General features: G+C 68.2%; 18 protein-coding genes and 2 pseudogenes. 7 read left to right on the top strand and 13 right to left on the bottom strand.

What is annotated here, in order from left to right; genetic code table 11:
* Window positions 1-247: 247 nt before the first annotated feature.
* The 7 genes and pseudogenes from AC1Q6E_RS14485 to AC1Q6E_RS14455 all read left to right on the top strand — a co-directional run.
* A complete protein-coding gene (locus AC1Q6E_RS14485; RefSeq protein WP_152797397.1) occupies window positions 248-1,096 on the top strand; it encodes a universal stress protein in 849 nt (282 codons plus the stop codon).
* Between the two features lie 117 nt (window positions 1,097-1,213).
* Window positions 1,214-1,966: an energy transducer TonB gene (locus AC1Q6E_RS14480; protein WP_492572990.1), complete on the top strand. Its 753-nt coding sequence runs from the start codon at window positions 1,214-1,216 to the stop codon at window positions 1,964-1,966.
* A 1-nt stretch (window position 1,967) separates the two neighbouring features.
* The gene (locus AC1Q6E_RS14475; protein ID WP_152796157.1) at window positions 1,968-2,699 is read left to right on the top strand and encodes a MotA/TolQ/ExbB proton channel family protein; all 732 of its coding nucleotides are present in this window, start codon (window positions 1,968-1,970) and stop codon (window positions 2,697-2,699) included.
* Between the two features lie 15 nt (window positions 2,700-2,714).
* Window positions 2,715-3,149: an ExbD/TolR family protein gene (locus tag AC1Q6E_RS14470; RefSeq protein WP_152796155.1), complete on the top strand. Its 435-nt coding sequence runs from the start codon at window positions 2,715-2,717 to the stop codon at window positions 3,147-3,149.
* Between the two features lie 107 nt (window positions 3,150-3,256).
* Window positions 3,257-3,934, top strand: a complete 678-nt coding sequence (locus AC1Q6E_RS14465) for a response regulator (protein ID WP_152796153.1) — start codon at window positions 3,257-3,259, stop codon at window positions 3,932-3,934.
* Window positions 3,834-4,475, top strand: a pseudogene (locus AC1Q6E_RS14460) (sensor histidine kinase N-terminal domain-containing protein); the annotation flags it as partial. The gene AC1Q6E_RS14465 and the pseudogene AC1Q6E_RS14460, both read left to right, overlap by 101 nt.
* Window positions 4,476-5,432: pseudogene (locus tag AC1Q6E_RS14455) on the top strand (sensor histidine kinase); the annotation flags it as partial.
* A gap of 20 nt (window positions 5,433-5,452) precedes the next feature.
* Here the strand turns inward: AC1Q6E_RS14455 and fliR are convergent.
* The 13 genes from fliR to fliF all read right to left on the bottom strand — a co-directional run bounded on the left by fliR (window position 5,453) and on the right by fliF (window position 16,468).
* Complete coding sequence (fliR, locus tag AC1Q6E_RS14450) at window positions 5,453-6,226, bottom strand: flagellar biosynthetic protein FliR (protein ID WP_492572989.1); 774 nt, start codon at window positions 6,224-6,226, stop codon at window positions 5,453-5,455.
* Window positions 6,227-6,240: 14 nt separating this feature from the next.
* On the bottom strand, window positions 6,241-6,513 hold the full coding sequence (gene fliQ, locus AC1Q6E_RS14445) for a flagellar biosynthesis protein FliQ (protein WP_087839561.1): 273 nt from the start codon (window positions 6,511-6,513) through the stop codon (window positions 6,241-6,243).
* Between the two features lie 43 nt (window positions 6,514-6,556).
* Window positions 6,557-7,300: a flagellar type III secretion system pore protein FliP gene (gene fliP / locus AC1Q6E_RS14440; protein WP_296557656.1), complete on the bottom strand. Its 744-nt coding sequence runs from the start codon at window positions 7,298-7,300 to the stop codon at window positions 6,557-6,559.
* 2 nt (window positions 7,301-7,302) lie between these two features.
* The gene (fliO, locus tag AC1Q6E_RS14435) at window positions 7,303-7,638 is read right to left on the bottom strand and encodes a flagellar biosynthetic protein FliO (RefSeq protein ID WP_152796147.1); all 336 of its coding nucleotides are present in this window, start codon (window positions 7,636-7,638) and stop codon (window positions 7,303-7,305) included.
* Between the two features lie 6 nt (window positions 7,639-7,644).
* Window positions 7,645-8,067, bottom strand: a complete 423-nt coding sequence (fliN, locus tag AC1Q6E_RS14430; protein ID WP_152796145.1) for a flagellar motor switch protein FliN — start codon at window positions 8,065-8,067, stop codon at window positions 7,645-7,647.
* Entirely contained in the window at window positions 8,051-9,061 is a 1,011-nt protein-coding gene (gene fliM, locus AC1Q6E_RS14425) for a flagellar motor switch protein FliM (protein WP_152796143.1), read from the bottom strand. The genes fliN and fliM overlap by 17 nt, the downstream gene beginning before the upstream one ends.
* 59 nt (window positions 9,062-9,120) lie before the next feature.
* On the bottom strand, window positions 9,121-9,660 hold the full coding sequence (locus tag AC1Q6E_RS14420) for a flagellar basal body-associated FliL family protein (RefSeq protein ID WP_296557584.1): 540 nt from the start codon (window positions 9,658-9,660) through the stop codon (window positions 9,121-9,123).
* A gap of 149 nt (window positions 9,661-9,809) precedes the next feature.
* On the bottom strand, window positions 9,810-10,961 hold the full coding sequence (locus AC1Q6E_RS14415) for a flagellar hook-length control protein FliK (protein WP_492572988.1): 1,152 nt from the start codon (window positions 10,959-10,961) through the stop codon (window positions 9,810-9,812).
* The gene (gene fliJ / locus AC1Q6E_RS14410; protein WP_152794358.1) at window positions 10,958-11,413 is read right to left on the bottom strand and encodes a flagellar export protein FliJ; all 456 of its coding nucleotides are present in this window, start codon (window positions 11,411-11,413) and stop codon (window positions 10,958-10,960) included. Before fliJ ends, AC1Q6E_RS14415 begins: the two co-directional genes overlap by 4 nt.
* Window positions 11,414-11,432: 19 nt before the next feature.
* Window positions 11,433-12,875 (bottom strand): flagellar protein export ATPase FliI, encoded by a 1,443-nt coding sequence (gene fliI / locus AC1Q6E_RS14405; protein ID WP_492572987.1) that lies wholly within the window; start codon window positions 12,873-12,875, stop codon window positions 11,433-11,435.
* Window positions 12,847-13,647: a flagellar assembly protein FliH gene (locus AC1Q6E_RS14400; protein ID WP_492572986.1), complete on the bottom strand. Its 801-nt coding sequence runs from the start codon at window positions 13,645-13,647 to the stop codon at window positions 12,847-12,849. The genes fliI and AC1Q6E_RS14400 overlap by 29 nt, the downstream gene beginning before the upstream one ends.
* Window positions 13,640-14,656 (bottom strand): flagellar motor switch protein FliG, encoded by a 1,017-nt coding sequence (gene fliG, locus AC1Q6E_RS14395; RefSeq protein ID WP_296557575.1) that lies wholly within the window; start codon window positions 14,654-14,656, stop codon window positions 13,640-13,642. The genes AC1Q6E_RS14400 and fliG overlap by 8 nt, the downstream gene beginning before the upstream one ends.
* Before the next feature lie 153 nt (window positions 14,657-14,809).
* Entirely contained in the window at window positions 14,810-16,468 is a 1,659-nt protein-coding gene (gene fliF / locus AC1Q6E_RS14390) for a flagellar basal-body MS-ring/collar protein FliF (RefSeq protein WP_492572985.1), read from the bottom strand.
* Window positions 16,469-16,519: the final 51 nt, after the last annotated feature.

Raw genomic sequence — 16,519 nt, 5'->3', positions numbered from 1 at the left:
AAGCCGTAAAAAGAAGATCCATTTGTCCCTCAAATCGGAGTTTGTCGAGAGCAGGGATAATATCCACATTTTGTTACGGCGGGTTTCATTTCGAGGGTGGCTCGCCCCCGGAATGGGGAGATATTCGTGCGATTCCGCCCGATGCGCGCCGCAAGCTTGATCCAGGTCAAGCCTGGCCCGGCCGGGGCGGGCTCGCGCCAGCGGGGTCGTGGCACGATAGGTCTTCCCCCAACAATGGAATGCCAGCATGGGTACCGATACTTGCAGCATCTTGCTTGCCACCGATTTGAGTGCCCGCGGCGACCGGGCCCTGGACCGTGCGATCGACATCGCCCGCCAGCGACGCTGCAAACTCGTCGTGCTCCACGTCATCGAAGAATCGCCGCTGGTCGAGCGGCTGATGGCGCGTGGCAACCGCGAAGCGGACAAGGAGGCGGCCGAGAGCGCCCTGCGCGACATCGTGGGCGAGGTGGACGTGCCGATGGAGCTGGTGCTGGAGACGGGCAACCCCGTCGATGTGATCCAGCGCACCGCGCGTGGCCGGCAGTGCGACCTGATCGTGACCGGCGTGGCCCGTGACGAGACGCTGGGCCGGCTGCTGCTGGGATCGACCGTCGAAAAACTGGCGCGTGAGTCGACGCTGCCCATACTGATCGTGAAGAAGCGGCCACATCGTCCCTACCGGCATGTCGTCGCGGCCACGGATTTTTCCGAGGGCTCCCGGCAGGCGATGAACGCGGCGAGGGCTTTCTTCCCCAGTGCGCAAATGACGCTGTTCCACGCCTACCCCACACTGAAGGCCGATCCGGACCAGGATGAGGTCGAGGCGGCGCGCCGGGCGGCCGAGCGCCTGGCCGATGGCTTCATCGCCAATAACCTGCCGCAGGCGGGGCAGGCCGGCACGCGGCTGGTCCTGCAGCATGGCATGCCCGAGGGCGCGGTGCCGGACTATGCGCGCAACCATCCCACCGATCTGCTGGTGGTGGGTACGCATGGCTTGACGGGGCTGCTGCGGACCGCCATCGGCAGCGTGGCGGAGCGGCTGGTCTATCTGACGCCCTGCGATGCCTTGATCGTGCGTACGATGGAACATTGAGGCAAGGCGGCGGGCCGGAATCGCGGTTTCGGCATGCCGTCGTCGTTACCTAACTGCGAATAAGTCGCATTTGTGATATCGTAGCAATCTTCACGGTCAGCTACGCGATTCATTCGAATGAGTGCCACCTTGCATTGGAATACGCCGGCCCCCCTCGGGCTGCGCGTCGGCGCCGGCGTCGCGGTGGCGCTTCTCCATGTGGCAGTGGTTGGCGCGATACTGGCGGCCAACACCGAGCCGCAGGTGGCCAAGCCGGTCGAGACGGTCGAGGTAAGGTTCGTCGAAATCGCGCCCCAGGTCCAGGTGGCCGCCGCGCCGCCCGCGCCCACGCCGCCCGCCCCGAAGCCCGAACCCAAGCCAGTCCCGCCCAAGCCCGTCCCCAAGCCCGCTCCCAAGCCGCCGCCTCCCAAGCCGGCCCCCCCGCCGCCCGAACCCGCTCCTCCTTCCGAAACCGCCTTGTCGCAGCCCGCGCCGGAGCCGGCCCCCGCGCCAGCGCCCGCGCCGGCCGCGACGCAGCCGGCCAGCGGTAGGCCCGAGCCGTCCGACCGCACGGCGGCGCCGCAGGCGCCGGTCTCCAACGAGCCGCGTCAGGTGGGTTCCATTGATTACCTCGGCGCTCCGCCCGAGCCGGTGTACCCCAGGACTTCGATACGTCTGTCCGAAGAGGGCAGTGTCCTGATCCGGATACGCGTGAACGCCAGCGGGCGGGTGGAAAAGGCGACGGTGGAGAAGTCCTCGGGATTCTCCCGGCTGGACGAGGCGGGGCTGGAAGCCGCTGCACGTGGCCGTTTCAAGCCCTACACCGAGAACGGCGTGGCGCTCGTCAGGGAAACCCTTATACCGTTCAATTTCTATATTCGCAGGAAATGACATGACCGAGACCCCGAGCCTGGGCTTTGCCCACTTCGTCTCTCAGACCGATGGTCTGGGCAAGGCGCTGTTCTTCATCCTGGTACTGATGTCGCTCGCGACCTGGTACCTGATCGTCGTCAAGGCCTTTGCGAACATGCGTTCGCGGCGGCAGGGCGAAACCTTCCTGCAGCATTTCTGGAACGCGACCTCGCTCGAGGCCGTGGACCGGGAAATCACCACGCATGGCGCCAACGATCCGTTCTCGCACCTGACCAGCCACGCCCTCTATGCCCGCCAGCATCATGCGAAGTTCGGCGCGGCCAAGCTGGAAGAAGCGGGTTCGCAGTCCGATTTCGTCACGCGTACCATGCGCAAGGTCATCGACGAGGAAACCTCCAAGCTCGAGAATGGCCTGACGCTGCTGGCCTCGGTGGGGTCGACCGCTCCTTTCGTCGGGTTGTTCGGCACGGTCTGGGGCGTCTATCACGCGCTTGTCTCCATCGGCCAGGGCGGCGCGGCCACCATCGACCGCATCGCCGGCCCGGTGGGCGAGGCGCTGATCATGACCGGCCTGGGCCTGGCCGTCGCCATTCCCGCGGTGCTGGCCTACAACTTCTTCACGCGCAGCAACCGCGTGCTGCTGGCGCGCCTGGATGCCTTCGCCCACGACCTGTTCGCATTCCTGACCACCGGCCAGCAGATCGTCACGGACAGCAACGTGCGCGCGCTGAAGGCCAAGGCGAGCGAATAAGACTAGGAGTCTTCCATGGCTTTCGGCAGTTTCAACAGCGGTCGCGGGGCGGGAGCGCCGCAATCCGAGATCAACATGGTGCCGCTCATCGACGTGATGCTGGTGCTGCTGGTCATCTTCATCATCACGGCGCCGCTGCTGTCCCATGCGGTGCGCATCGACGTGCCGCAGGCGACCTCGTCACCGGTCGATTCCGATCCGGCCAAGATCGACCTGGCGATCGACGCCAGCGGCAAGGTGTTCTGGAACGATGCGCCGGTCGAGCTGGACGACCTGCCCGGCCGTTTCGCCAGCGTGTCCAAGGACACGCCGCAGCCCGAGCTGCACCTGCGGGCCGACAAGAACACCCGCTACGAGGTGCTGGCGCAGGTCATGGCCGACGCGTCCCGCTCGGGATTGAAGCGCATCGGCTTTGTCAGCACGCCGGAGGCCCCGCCGGCGGCCAGGTAAGGGAATGGCGGAAGTCCGGCGCCGTGGGGCCTAGCTTTCATCGGCGCGTGGGTTTACCCTAGCGGCTTTCCCCTTCTCGCCGCGCCGGTTCGCCGGCGTTTTGTCATATGCGTGTATTGGTCATCGAAGACGACGCCACCCTGGGGGGCGCCCTGGCTGAGTTCCTGGGCGACCAGGGCTACGCCGTCGATCTCGTTTCCAGCGGCGAACGCGCCTCGGCCGCGCTGTCCGGCCAGGGCTACGACCTCGTGCTGCTCGACCTCAATTTGCCGGGCGAGGACGGCCTGACGGTGCTGCGGCGGCTGCGGGCCAACGAAAATCAGGTACCGGTACTGATCCTGACCGCACGGGATGCGCTGGAAGACCGGGTCGCCGGCCTGGACGCCGGCGCCGACGACTACGTCACCAAGCCTTTCGAGTTGCCGGAGCTGGCGGCGCGCGTGCGGGCGCAGGTCCGGCGGCGCGCGGGCCAGGTCAATCCGATCATGGAGGTCGGGGCCCTGAGCTTCGATACGATCGGCCGCGAACTGCGGGTCGGCGGCGAGCGCGTGGCGTTGTCGGTACGCGAGCTGTCGGTGCTGGAAATGCTGATGGCGCGCGCCGGCCGTGTCGTGACCAAGCGGCAGATCGTCAATTCGCTGTCGGCCTGGGATGCCGACTTCAGCGAGAACGCCGTCGAGGTCTATGTCTATCGCCTGCGCAAGCGGCTGGAAAAGGCCGGGGTCAGCATCCAGACCGTGCGCGGATTCGGCTATCTGCTGGAGTCCGATGCCGTCGCGCCATGACGCCCCGCAGGCCCCGGCGAACCGGGGCCTGCACCGGCGTTCCCTGGCCTGGCATCTGCTGGTGCGGCTGTTGCCGGCCGTGCTGCTGCTGGCCACCATGGACAGCGTCATCACGTATGTCCTGACCCGCAAGCTCAATACCCAGTCCCACGACCGCGCGCTGATCGATACCACCCGCGCGCTGGCGCGCCAGGTCGTCATGACGTCGCTGGGACCGCAGCTCGATCCGTCCTGGAACACCACCCGCTTCCTGACCACGGACCCCGACGAGCGGACGTATTTCCGCATCAGCGTCGACGGCGAGATCATCGCGGGAACGGCGGTCTTGCCTTCGCCGCCGATGGCGGGCGATCAGGAAAGCGCGGAGGATGACGCCGTCGAGCCCCCCACGCTGCTCGATCGCATCAACAAGGCCGAGCCGACGATCTACGATCCGCTCGTGGAAGGCTTGCCGGTGCGCGCGGTGGCCTTGAATTTCAGCTTCGACGATTATCTGATCGAAGTGGCGATGGCCGAGACGCTCAATACCCGGGGCCGGTTCATCGAAGAGATCCTGTCGGTGCTCATCGCGGGCCAACTGTTGCTGATCGCGTTGCTGGGTTTTGTCATCGTCACCGCCGTGCGCTCGGGGCTGGAGTCGGTCAGCAAGCTGTCGGACGAGATCGAGAGCCGCAGCATCGACGACCTGCAGCCCATAGGCGGCGACGACGTGCCGAGCGAGCTGACGCCGCTCATTGCCAAGACCAATTCTCTGCTGGGTCGGCTGGACGAGGCGGTGGCGGCGCAGCGCCGCTTCATCGGCCATGCGGCGCACCAGTTGCGTACGCCGCTCAGCGGTCTGAAGCTGGAGTCGGAGTTGATGCTGTTGCGGCCGTTGCCCGACGACGTGCGCCAGCGCGCCGAGCGGATCAAGGCAGCCGCCGACCGGATGATCCGCGTCGGGGAGCAATTGCTGGTGCTGGCGCGCGTCGATGCGAGCGCGCGGCCGCGCGATGCCTTCACCCGCATCGACCTGACCGAGCTGACGCGCGAGTGTGGTGCGCGCTGGATTCCCGCGGCCCGCCTTGCCCAGGTCGAGATCGTGCTGGTTGCGCCGGACGAGCCGGTCTGGGTCGATGGCGATGCGGTGCTGCTCGATCAGTTGTTGGGCAATCTGGTGGACAACGCCATCCGCTATCACGGCGGACCTGGGCAGATCGTGCTGCGCGTGAACGACTCACCGCCCAGCCTGGCCGTCGAGGACGACGGTCCGGGTATCGCGCTGGAGGATCGGGCGCGGGTTTTCGACGCCTTCTACCGGGCGAAGAATTCGCTGGCCGGCGGCTCGGGCCTGGGGCTGGCCATCGTCAAGGAGATTGCCGAGGCGCACGGCGCGCATTGGGATCTGCGCAGCCGTCCCGAGTTCGATGGCACCCGCATCAGCCTGGTGTTCCCCGGGCCGCGTATCGGCGCCGACCTGAGCCGGATGCGGCGCGCGCCGCGGCAGCCGGACTGGTAGGCCCCGGCGGGCCGTTCCCGTCAGCGTATGACGGCGGTCTTGAAGTAGGGCACGGCAATGCCCACGATGCGTTCCATCGGGCCGGCCAGCACGCCGAAGGTCAGCCACAATAGCAACAGGCCCGCCAGCAGCGTGACCGCGAAGCCGAGGTTGAAGATGTTGAGCTGCGGCGCGCTGCGCGAAACGAAGCCCAGCGCGATGTTGATGGACAGGACCGCCGCCAGTACCGGCAGCGCGATCTGCAGGCCGCCCGCGAAGACGACGGTGCCCAGGTTGGCCAGCCGCATCCAGTCCAGGTTGTCCAGCGGGTGCGGCGAGACCGGGATGATGCGGAAACTGTCGCCCAGGGTCAGCAGCAGCGTCAGGTGGCCGTCGGTGGCCAGGAAGGCGAGCATGGCCGACAGCATCAGGAAGTTGGCCAGCAGCGGTGAGGGCGCGCCACGTTGAGGGTCCAGGAATGACGCGAACCCCAGGCCCATCTGCAGCCCCACCAGATCGCCCGCCAGTTCGAAGGCGGCGAACACCGCGCGCAGGCCGAAGCCCATGGCCGCGCCGACGATGATCTGCTGCAGGAGCAGCAGCAGGCCGGTTCCGGAGAACGCATCCACGGGCGAGGCCGGCACGGCCGGGGCCACCAGCAGGGAGATCAGCAGCGCCAGGCCGATCTTGGCGCGATGGGGCACGGCGCGGTGTCCGAACACCGGCGCGGTCTGCACCAGCGCCAGGGTGCGCACGAAAGGCCACAGCAACGCCGCGATCGCGGCGTGGAGGTCGGCGTCGGTGAAGCTGATCACGGGCGCGGCGGGGCTCAGCCGAGCATGAAGGGGATGTTCTCGAACAGCCGCCGGATGTAGTCGGTCATCATCGACAGCATCCAGGGGCCCGCGATCAGGGCCGCGGCGAAGATGGCGACCAGCTTGGGCACGAAGGACAGGGTCATTTCGTTGATCTGGGTCGCCGCTTGCAGCACGCTGATGATCAGCCCCACCACCAGGGCCGACAGCAGCAGCGGCGCGGCAAGGTAGATGGCGATCTGCACTGCCTCCTGGGCCAGGGTCAGGATGCCGGCGGTACTGTTCATGCGAGGCCCTCGGAGAGGTGCGCGGGATGCGGGGGATGGCGTGTCATCGGAAGCTGGCGACCAGGCTGCCGATCAGCAGGTTCCAGCCGTCGGCCAGGACGAAGAGCATGAGCTTGAAGGGCAGCGAGATCAGTACCGGCGAGAGCATCATCATGCCCATGGACATCAACACGCTGGAAACGACCAGATCAATGACCAGGAAGGGCAGGAAGACCATGAAACCGATCTGGAACGCCGTTTTCAGTTCGCTGGTCACGAAGGCGGGCACCACCACGCGCAGCGGCAACTGGGCAGCCTCGGACACCGGCGGGGTGCCGGCCAGGCGCATGAACAGCGCGAGGTCGGACTCCCGGGTCTGCCTGAGCATGAAGTCCTTCATCGGCGCCTGGCCCTTGTCCAGCGCCTCGCGGAAGTCGATCTGCTTGCTGTCGAAGGGCTGGTAGGCCTCGGTATAGACCCGGTCGAAGGTGGGCGTCATGATGAACAGGGTCATGAACAGGGCCAGCCCGATCAGCACCATGTTCGGCGGGGATCCCTGCAGGCCCAGCGCGCTGCGCAGCAGCGAGAGCACGATGATGAGGCGCGTGAAGCTGGTCATCATCAGCAGCACCGCGGGCAGGAAGCTCAGGGCCGACAGTACCAGCAGCGTTTGCAGCGACAGCGACCAGGTGGTGCCGCCGCCGGGGCCGGGGCTGCTGGTCAGGGCGGGGATGCCGGCTTCCTGCGCATGGACGCCGCTCGCGGCCAGCAGCAGGAGCGCGGCGAGGGGGAGGAACAGCGCGCGCATCATTATTGTTTGCCGAAGCGGGCGAGAAGCGTGCGGAAGTCGGGCAGCGGGGCGGCCTGGGCGGATTCAGGGAGCGGGGCGTCGTCAGGCCTTGGCAGGACCGCCAGCGGCCGGACGTTGCCGGCCGAGACGCCGGCGACGATCCATTGGTCCGCGACCTCGACCAGCACCACGCGTTCGCGCGGCCCGACCATCAACTGGCCGCGCAGCCGCAGCGGGTTGGCGCCGCTGGCCTGGGGGCGCTGCACGCGCCGCAGCAGCCAGGCGCAGGCCATGATCAAGGCCAGGACGGCGGCCAGCGCCAGCACGGTTTGCAGGGTGGAACCGGGAGAAATCATGGGAGGCTAGCGGTTGAGGCGGCGCAGTCGTTCGGACGGCGTCACGATGTCGGTCAGCCGGATGCCGAACTTGTCGTTGACCACGACCACCTCGCCCTGGGCGATCAGGCAGCCGTTGACCATCACGTCCATGGGCTCGCCGGCCAGGCCGTCGAGTTCCACCACCGATCCCTGCGCCAGTTGCAGGATCTGCTTGATGGGGATGCGGGTGCGGCCAAGCTCCACGGTCAGGGTGACCGGGATGTCCATGATGATCTCGATGTCGTTGACCGTCCTGGACGTCTCGCCGCCGGGGGTGAACTGCTCGAACAGTTCGTCGGCGGGGCGCGCGGCGGCGCTGGCCTGCGATTGCTCGGCCAGCGCGGCGGCCCAGTCGTCGTCGGCGGTGGCGCCGGGCGACTCGGGCAGGTGTTCAGGATCCGCTTCCATTCTCTTCTCCTAACTGGTTTTCCGATTGCAGGGTGGCCAGCACCTTGCCGATGCGGATCGCGTATTGCCCGTTGCTGACGCCGATCTTGCAGTCGAATATGGGCACGCCGTCGACATAGGCCGGCAGCGTGGGAGCGATGTCGATCGGGATGACATCGCCCTTCTGCATGTTCAGCAGGTCGCGCAACACCAGTTCGCTCTGGGCCAGATTGACCACCATCTCGACGTCCGCCAGCTGGATCTGCCTGGACAACATGCGCAGCCAGCGCTTGTCGGGTTCCATCTGGTCGCCCTGGACCGGGCTGTACAGCGCATCGCGGATGGGTTCGACCGACGCGTACGGAAAGCAGATGTGCAGGTCGCCGCCGGACGATCCGAATTCGATCGAGAACGTGGAGCAGACGACGATCTCGGATGGTGTGGCGATGTTGGCGAACTGCGTATGCATTTCGGCGCGCTGGTATTCGAAGTGCATGGGATGGACGGCGGCCCACGCCTTGGCGTATTCGTCCAGCACCACCGCCAGCATGCGCTGGATGATGCGCTGCTCGGTGGCGGTGAAGTCGCGCCCTTCGACCCGGGTGTGGTAGCGGCCGTCGCCGCCGAACAGGTTGTCGATGACCGAGAACACCAGCCGCGGCTCGAAGATGAACAGGGCATTGCCGCGCAAGGGTTTGAGCGAGACGATGTTCAGGTTGGTCGGGACGACGATGTTGCGCAGGAACTCGCTGTACTTGACCAGCCGCACCGGACCGACCGATACCTCGGGATTGCGCCGCAGGAAGTTGAACAGCCCCACGCGCAGCAGGCGGCCGAAGCGGTCGTGGATGATCTCGAGCGACGGCATGCGGCCGCGCACGATGCGTTCCTGCTTGGCCAGGTTGTACGGACGTATGCCGGCGGGCTCTTCTTCCTTGGGAAGATCGTCGTGCTCGCCCGTAACGCCCCGCAGCAGGGCGTCGACTTCGTCTTGCGACAGGAATTCACCGGCCATCGCGGGGGCTCCGGGCGGCGTCGTGGGGAGGCTTCATGGGCGTCACGGCGCAACGGGACCTACTGGATCACGAAACTGGAGAAATGCGCGGCGTAGACATTGGTGCGGAACTCGGGCGCAATGTATTTCCGGGCAATGTCGACGATCTGCGCGGCCAGGGTCTGCTTGCCCTTCAGGCTGAGCAGTTCTTCGGCCGTCTTGGAGCTCAACAGCAGCAGGATCTCGCTGCGGATGGGCGGAATGACCGCGTTCAGGGCGGCACCCGCCTTGGCGTCGCCCACTTCGATCACCACCCCCACCTGCGCGAAGCGGTCGTGGTCGCGTTCGGCCAGGTTGGCCGTGAACAGGTCCAGGGCAGTGAAAACGTGCTTGCCCGAGCTCGGGGACGTGGCGGGGGCCGGCGGGGTGGGGGATCCGGGTTGGGACGGGTCGTCTTCCTGCTGCAATCCGGGATAGCTGTAGGTCTCGAAATTGGCCAGTTGCTTGTTGTGGACGAGCAGCAGCGCGGCCATGGCCGCGATCACGACCAGCAGTACGAGTCCGCCCAGTACGAACAGCCAGGTGCGGGTGCGTTTCACAGGAACAATGGCCTCGGCCATGAACAACATCTCCGGAGTCGATGGAAAAAGGCAGCGAACTGCCCCGAGGTTGGATTATCAGGAAACGGGTGGGTATCGATCGGTGGAAAAGCAGGGGAAATCCTGTGGTTGACTGCCTGGACGCGCGCCGGCGAAGGTTGCCGCCGGTCTCATGCGTACAGGTCGACCATGCCGTTGCCCACGGCGCGGGGCCGGACGGTGTCGCCGGCCGTGCCGGTGCCGGCGGCCGGCCCCGTGGCTTCGGCGGATGCCCCGCGGTCCCGCGGCGCCTCGCGTTCGGCGAATTGCCGCGCCGCCAGGAAGCCGCTCTGCTGCTCGCTGCCCACCGAGGCCTGTCCGAGGCTCAGGCCATGGGTGGCCAGCACGTCCTTGAGGCCGGACAGCGAGCTTTCCAGCATTTGGCGCGTCGATTCGTGGTTGCTGCCGAACACCACGCTGGCCGCTTCGCCGTCCAGGCGCAGGTGGATCGTGATCGGGCCCAGCGCCTCGGGGTCGACGCGCAACTGCGCGGTCTGCAAGTGGCCCGCGGCCATCCAGCGCAGGGCCGTGTCGATGCGGTCCTGCAGCGCGCCCGCATGCAGCGGAACCGGCGCCCCGGGGACCGTCGGCGCCTCGCCCCGCGCGGCGGGCGCTGTCGAATGATGGGATGGCGGGGCGCTGACCGGTACCGTGGAGGACGCCTGCAGCACCCCCGAGGGGTCGGCGGACGCGTCTCGCGCCGCCGGTTCCGCGGCCTCGGGTTGCGGTGCCGCCGGCACCTGGGCGCGGGACGTGGCGAAAATCCGCTCCCCGCGCCGGCCGGCCGCGTCCGGGGCCATGCCGGGGACGGGGATGGCGGAGTCGGGGCGCGCCGCCACGCCAGCGGCCGGATTCGTCGCGAGAGCGGGAGCATCCTGCTCCGCCAAGCCAGGAAATGGCGAGGCCGAAGCCGGTTTCTCCGTGGAGGCAAGCGCGGCGGCCGGCGCGAGCGCGCCGCTGGCATCCGGCGCGGCATCCGGCGCGAGGGCGCTGCCCGCCAGCGGCTGCGTCGCGGTGGGCGGTGCGAGGTAGCTCGCCCACTGCGACAGCCAGGGCAGGTCCGGCACGATCGCGGGAGCATCGGCGTCCTGGCCGCCGGAGGCTTCGGCGTCAGCCGCTTCGGCATCTTCCCGGGGGTCTGTCCGGGCTGGGGCCAGGGCCTGGGCCGCGGCCGCCAGCAGGCCCTCGAAAGATTGGTCCGCCGGTGTGCCGTCGCCCGGCACCGGCGAGGGCGGTGCGGGCGGAACCACGGCCTGGGCGAACGGGACAGGCAGCGCATTCATATCGCGTATCCGGTCGAGGTGCCGAAGTGCCGGCGGCTGGCGAATTCATCGATCTGCTTCTGCTGGCGCCTGGCCTCGGTCGACTCCTGCCGGTGGGTCTCCCGCTGGGCGAGGATCTCCAGGGACTTGAGTTTGCGTTCCTCGTCGAAGAACAGCCCCCGGGTCGCGTCCAGGTGTCCGGCGCAGCGCTCGACCTCCTGCGCCTGCTGCGCGACCGCCTCGCTCAATTGCTGGATGAAGCGCGCGTAGTTGCCGACCAGGGTGCCGTCCAGTCCGATGCCCGTCTGGTTGCGCATGCGTGATTCATAGTCCGACCGGTAGTTTTCGATCAACACCAGACGTTCCCGGGCGCGCGAGTGCGCCGCGGCGGCCAGGGCGAACTCCTGGGCCGCCTTGTTCTTGCGGCCTTCGGCAAGTTCGATCAACGTGGCGAGCGTGGTGGTGGACGTCATGGCGGGCCTCTGGGGCGGGTCAGTTGCCGCCGCCGAAGTGTTCGGCGATGGCGGTCATCAAGGTCAGGCTGTCGGCATAGGGCGCGCGGGCCTGCATGTCCTGCTGCAGGAAATTGCCGATGCTCGCATGCGCGGCGATGGCCTGGTCGAGTTCCGGGTCCGTGCCTGGCACGTAGGCCCCGACCTGGATCAGGTCGCGCGAGCGCTGATAGCGGGAAAACAGCTTCTTCAGGGTGCGGGCATGGCGCTGCTGCTCGGCGCCGACGATGTTGTGCATGGCTCGCGAGATCGATTGCTCGACGTCGATCGCCGGATAGTGGCCGGTGTCGGCCAGCGCCCGGTTGAGCACGATGTGGCCGTCCAGGATGGCGCGGGCCGAATCGGCGATCGGGTCCTGCTGGTCGTCGCCTTCGGTCAGCACCGTGTAGAAGGCGGTGATCGACCCGGCGCCGTGCGTGCCGTTGCCGGCGCGCTCGACCAGCGCGGGCAGCTTGGCGAAGACGGACGGCGGATAGCCCTTGGTGGCCGGCGGTTCGCCGATGGCCAGCGCGATTTCCCGCTGGGCCATCGCGTAGCGCGTGAGCGAGTCCATGATCAGCAGCACGTTCTTGCCCTGGTCGCGGAAATGCTCGGCCAGCGCCGTGGCGTAGGCGGCCCCCTGCAAACGCATCAGCGGCGCGGCATCGGCGGGCGCGGCGACGACGACCGACCGCGCCAGTCCTTCCGGCCCGAGAATGTGGTCGATGAATTCCTTGACCTCGCGGCCGCGTTCGCCGATCAGGCCCACCACGGTCACGTCGGCCTCGGTGTAGCGCGCCATCATGCCCAGCAGCACGCTCTTGCCGACGCCCGAGCCCGCGAACAGGCCCATGCGCTGTCCGCGTCCCACCGTCAGCATGGCATTGATGGCGCGGACCCCGACGTCCAGGGGGCGTTCGATGGGCTGGCGCTCGATGGGGTTGACCGGCCGCGCGGCCAGCGGGGCGCGCTGCGCGGACGTGATCGGGCCCAGGCGGTCGAGCGGGCGCCCGGCGCCGTCCACCACGCGTCCCAGCAGCGCGTCGCCCACGGGCAGGTGTTTGGTGACTTCCTCCGCCGCCGAGTTCTGCCCGGCCGCTTCGTCGCCTGGCGGATAGACGGGGGCGGGACGCTGCGGTTCCAGCGGCATGACCAGTGAGCCCGCCGTCAGGCCGTGCACCTCGCTGGAGGGCATCAGGAACAGGCGTTCGCCGTTGAAGCCGACCACTTCCGCCTCGGCGGCGCGGTCATGTGCCTGGATGATCCGGCAAGTGCTGCCCACGGGCAGCTTCAGGCCCACGGCCTCCATGACCAGGCCGGCCACGCGGGTCAGGCGGCCCGCCGCCGCCACGGGCGCCGCCGTCCGCACCCGGGCGGTGCAGCCCTCGACGAAGCGGGCCAGGCTGGCTGTGGCGTCATGCACGGTCGTCGCTCCAGGGGCCATCCTGGCCCAGCGCGGCCAGGGTTCGCTTCCAGCGCGTGGCCAGCGTCGCGTCGATGTCCGACTGCTGGGTGGCGATCCGGCAGCCGCCGGCTTCGATGCCGGTATCCTCGACGATCTTCCATTGCCCCAGTTCGAGTTCCTCGCCCAGGTGGGCGCGCACCAGTTGCACGTCGGACGGGTGCAGCAGCAACTGCCTGCCGGTCTCGCCGCCGATGAGCTGGTTGAAGGCGTCCCGCACCACGGCCAGGATCATGTTGTTGTCCTGGGCGAGTTCGCGCCGGACGACCTGGCGCGCGAGCTCGATGGCCAGTTCCAGCAGGCGGGGGGCCAGTTCGGTCTCGAAGCGGTCGAACACGGCCGAGGCGGCGCGCGCCATCGTCCGCAATTGCTCGGCCTCGCGGCGGGCCGCGGCGCTGCCATGGTCGTAGCCCGCGGCATAGCCTTCGTCGAATGCCGCCGTCTTGATGCGCTCGGCCTCGGCCGGATCCACGGTCGGGACCGGAGCGGGGGGCGGTGGTGCCGTGCCGGCCGCGGCGGAGTCCGGCGCGGCGGTTTCCCGCCGGATGGCTTCCCCGTGCGGGCGGCGTTCGGCCTCTTGCCGCGCGGCGAGCAGCGCCGCCTCGATGGCGCGTTGTTCCTCGGGTGTCTGCGGCCGGCGCCGGGCTTCGTCCTGCATGGACGGATCGCCGAAGGTGTCCAGGCGCCAGACCGGCAGGTGCCGGCCTTCGTCTGCGCGCAGGATGCGGCGGGCGCCCGGCAGCGGCTCAGACATATTGCTCCTCGCCCATGCCGTTGATCGCCAGGTCGCCGGATTCGGTCAGCCGGCGCGCGACCTTCAGGATTTCCTTCTGCTGCGCCTCGACCTCGGAGATCTTGACCGGGCCGCGCACGTCCAGGTCTTCGCGCAGCTGCTGCGCGGCGCGGGCCGGCATGCAGCGGAACACCTTGGCCCGCAGCTCGGTGCTGGCCCCCTTGAGCGCGAGGATGAGGGAGTCGGGCGTGATTTCGCGCAGCAGGAGCTGCATGCCGCGGTCGTCGGCGTCGATGAGGTTCTCGAAAGTGAACATTTCATCGACGATGCGCTGCGCCAGTTCCGTGTCGACCTGCTTGACGATGGACAGGATCTGGTGCTCGGACGACGAACCCACGTAGTTGAGGATGTCGGCGGCGGTCTTGACTCCGCCCAGCTTGCGGCGCTTGATCTGTTCGTTGCCCGACAGCATCTTCAGCAGCACGTCGTTCAGCTCGCGCAGCGCGGCCGGCTGGATGCCGTCCAGCGTGGCGATGCGCAGCAGGACGTCGGCGCGCACGCGTTCGGTCAGGTAATTGATCACGGCGGCGGACTGGTCCGCCTCCAGGTGCACCAGGATCGATGCGATGATCTGGGGGTGCTCGTGGCGGATCAGCTCGGCCACGCTGGCCGGGTCCATCCACTTCAGGCTCTCGATGCCCGAGGTGTCGCCGGTGTGCAGGATGCGGTCCAGCAGGAATCCTGCCTTGTCCGCGCCCAGCGCCTTGGTCAGCACGCTGCGCAGATAGGCGTCGGCATCGGCGCCCAGCCCCGTGTGCGCACCGATGTCCGTCTGGAAGCGCTGGATCACCTGATCCATGGCTTCGCGCGCGATCCCCTGCATGCCCGCCATCGCGGTACCCAGCTTCTGCACCTCGCGCGGCGAGAGGTACTTCAGCACCTCGGCCGCCTCTTCCTCCCCCAGCGACAACAACAGGATCGCCCCATCGGCAACCCCCTGGTCGGGTTCGGTATTCGCTACGTTCATCATTGGCATATCAGTTCGCTGCAACCGCCGGCGGCCCGCGACAGCCCCGGCGCTACAACCCAAGACAAGAGACCTGGACCCTGGATGCGGCGGACCCGGCTTGGCCGGTCCAGCCGCATCGCCTCCTGGGGGACGCGCGAAGCGCGTAGGTGGGGGTTACACATCATTCACCCATTGCCGGATCACCGTGGCGACGACCTGCGGGTTCTCCCGGGCGAAGCGGCGGACCTTCTCCAGCGGCTCTTCCGGCTGAGCCTCGGCGGCGTCGGCCTCGGCCTCGGCGTCGACCATCATCGCGGGGCCGGCGGTGGAGAAGACGGGCTCGGGCGGCGGCGGGGGCGTCGTCAACTGCTTGATGGCCGGACGTATCACGCCGATGATCAGGTACAGCACCGCGAGCGCGAGGATCAGCGCCACGCCTATGTCGCGTGTCAGGTTGATGAATTCCGGCTGCTGCCAGAACGCCGGCTCGGCGGGGGTTTCCGCGGCCGATTCGTTGAACGGGATGCTGATGACCGAGACGGAGTCGCGGCGCTGCGCATCGAATCCGACGGCTTCGTTGACCAGGGCCTTGATCTGGGCCAGTTCGGCATCGCTGAGCGGCGTACTGACGGTCTGACCCTTGACCACGCTGGTGCGGTGGTTGACGACCACGGCGGCCGACAGGCGCTTGACGCGGCCCACGGGCTCGCGCACGTAGCGCACGGTCTTGTCGAGTTCGTAGTTGGTGGTGTCCGCCCGTTTCACGTTCTGGGCGGGGGGGCGGGCCGGCGTGCCCGGCGCGGGCGGGTTGGTGGCGGCGCCGCCGGTGGTGGGGGCGATCGCGACTCCCGGCGGCGTATTGCTGAGCGTACCGGGTACGCCGCCGTCCATGCCCGATGCCGGTTCGTGCGACTCCGAACTCTGCCGGCTGCGTATGGCCGCCTGGTCGGGCGAGGCGCCATTGGGGCGGTAGGTTTCGTCGGTTTGTTCGTGCCGGCTGAAATCCAGGTCGATCGCGACCTGCGCGCGCAGGTTCTGGGCGCCCACGATGGGCGAGATCAGTTCGGAGATGCGCCGGGTGTACTGGCGCTCCAGCGTGCGCAGGTATTCGAGCTGCGTGGCGTCCAGGCCGTTCGGGTCGGTGTCGTTGGCCGACAGCAGCGTGCCGGTCTGGTCCACCACGCTGACGGCTCCCGGCGCCAGTTCCGGAACCGAGGAGGAGACCAGGTGGACGATGCCGGCGACCTGGCCGCGTTCGAGTACGCGGCCGGGCAGCATCTGCACCAGCACGGACGCGGTGGGCCGGTTCTGTTCCCGCATGAAGATGCTGGGCTTGGGGATGGCGAGGTGGACCCGCGCGCTCTTGACGGTGCCCAGGCTCTGGATGGAGCGGGCCAGTTCGCCTTCCAGCGCGCGCTGGTAGTTGACCTGTTCCTGGAACTGGGTGAGGCCCAGGCGGCTGTTGTCCATCAGCTCGAAACCGACGTTGCCTGCGCGGGGCAGCCCCTGCGAGGCCAGGCGCAGCCGCACTTCGTGGACCTGGGCGGGCGGAACCAGGATGACGCTGCCGCCATCGGCGACCCGGTAGGGAATTTTCTGCTGCTGCAGCGCGGCAACGATGGTGCCGCCGTCCTGGTCGGAGAGGCCGCTGAACAGGACGCGGTACTCCGGGTCGCGGCCCCACAGCAGCGCGGCGACCACGATGGCCACGAGCATGGGGATGCCGATCAGCAAGGCGAGCCGGTGACGCGTGGACAGCCTGCCGAACGCTTCCAGGAGCTTGTTACCGCGTGGCGCCCCGGCGGCGGGTGGGTTCTGCGTGTCGTCGGCCATGTAGTGAAGCGGGGCTTTGAATACCAAATAAGGAGAGGGGGCGCCAGAGCA

This window comes from Pigmentiphaga sp. MLSB6-MA01 (assembly GCF_058793475.1).
This window is presented reverse-complemented; position numbering and strand designations above follow the sequence as displayed.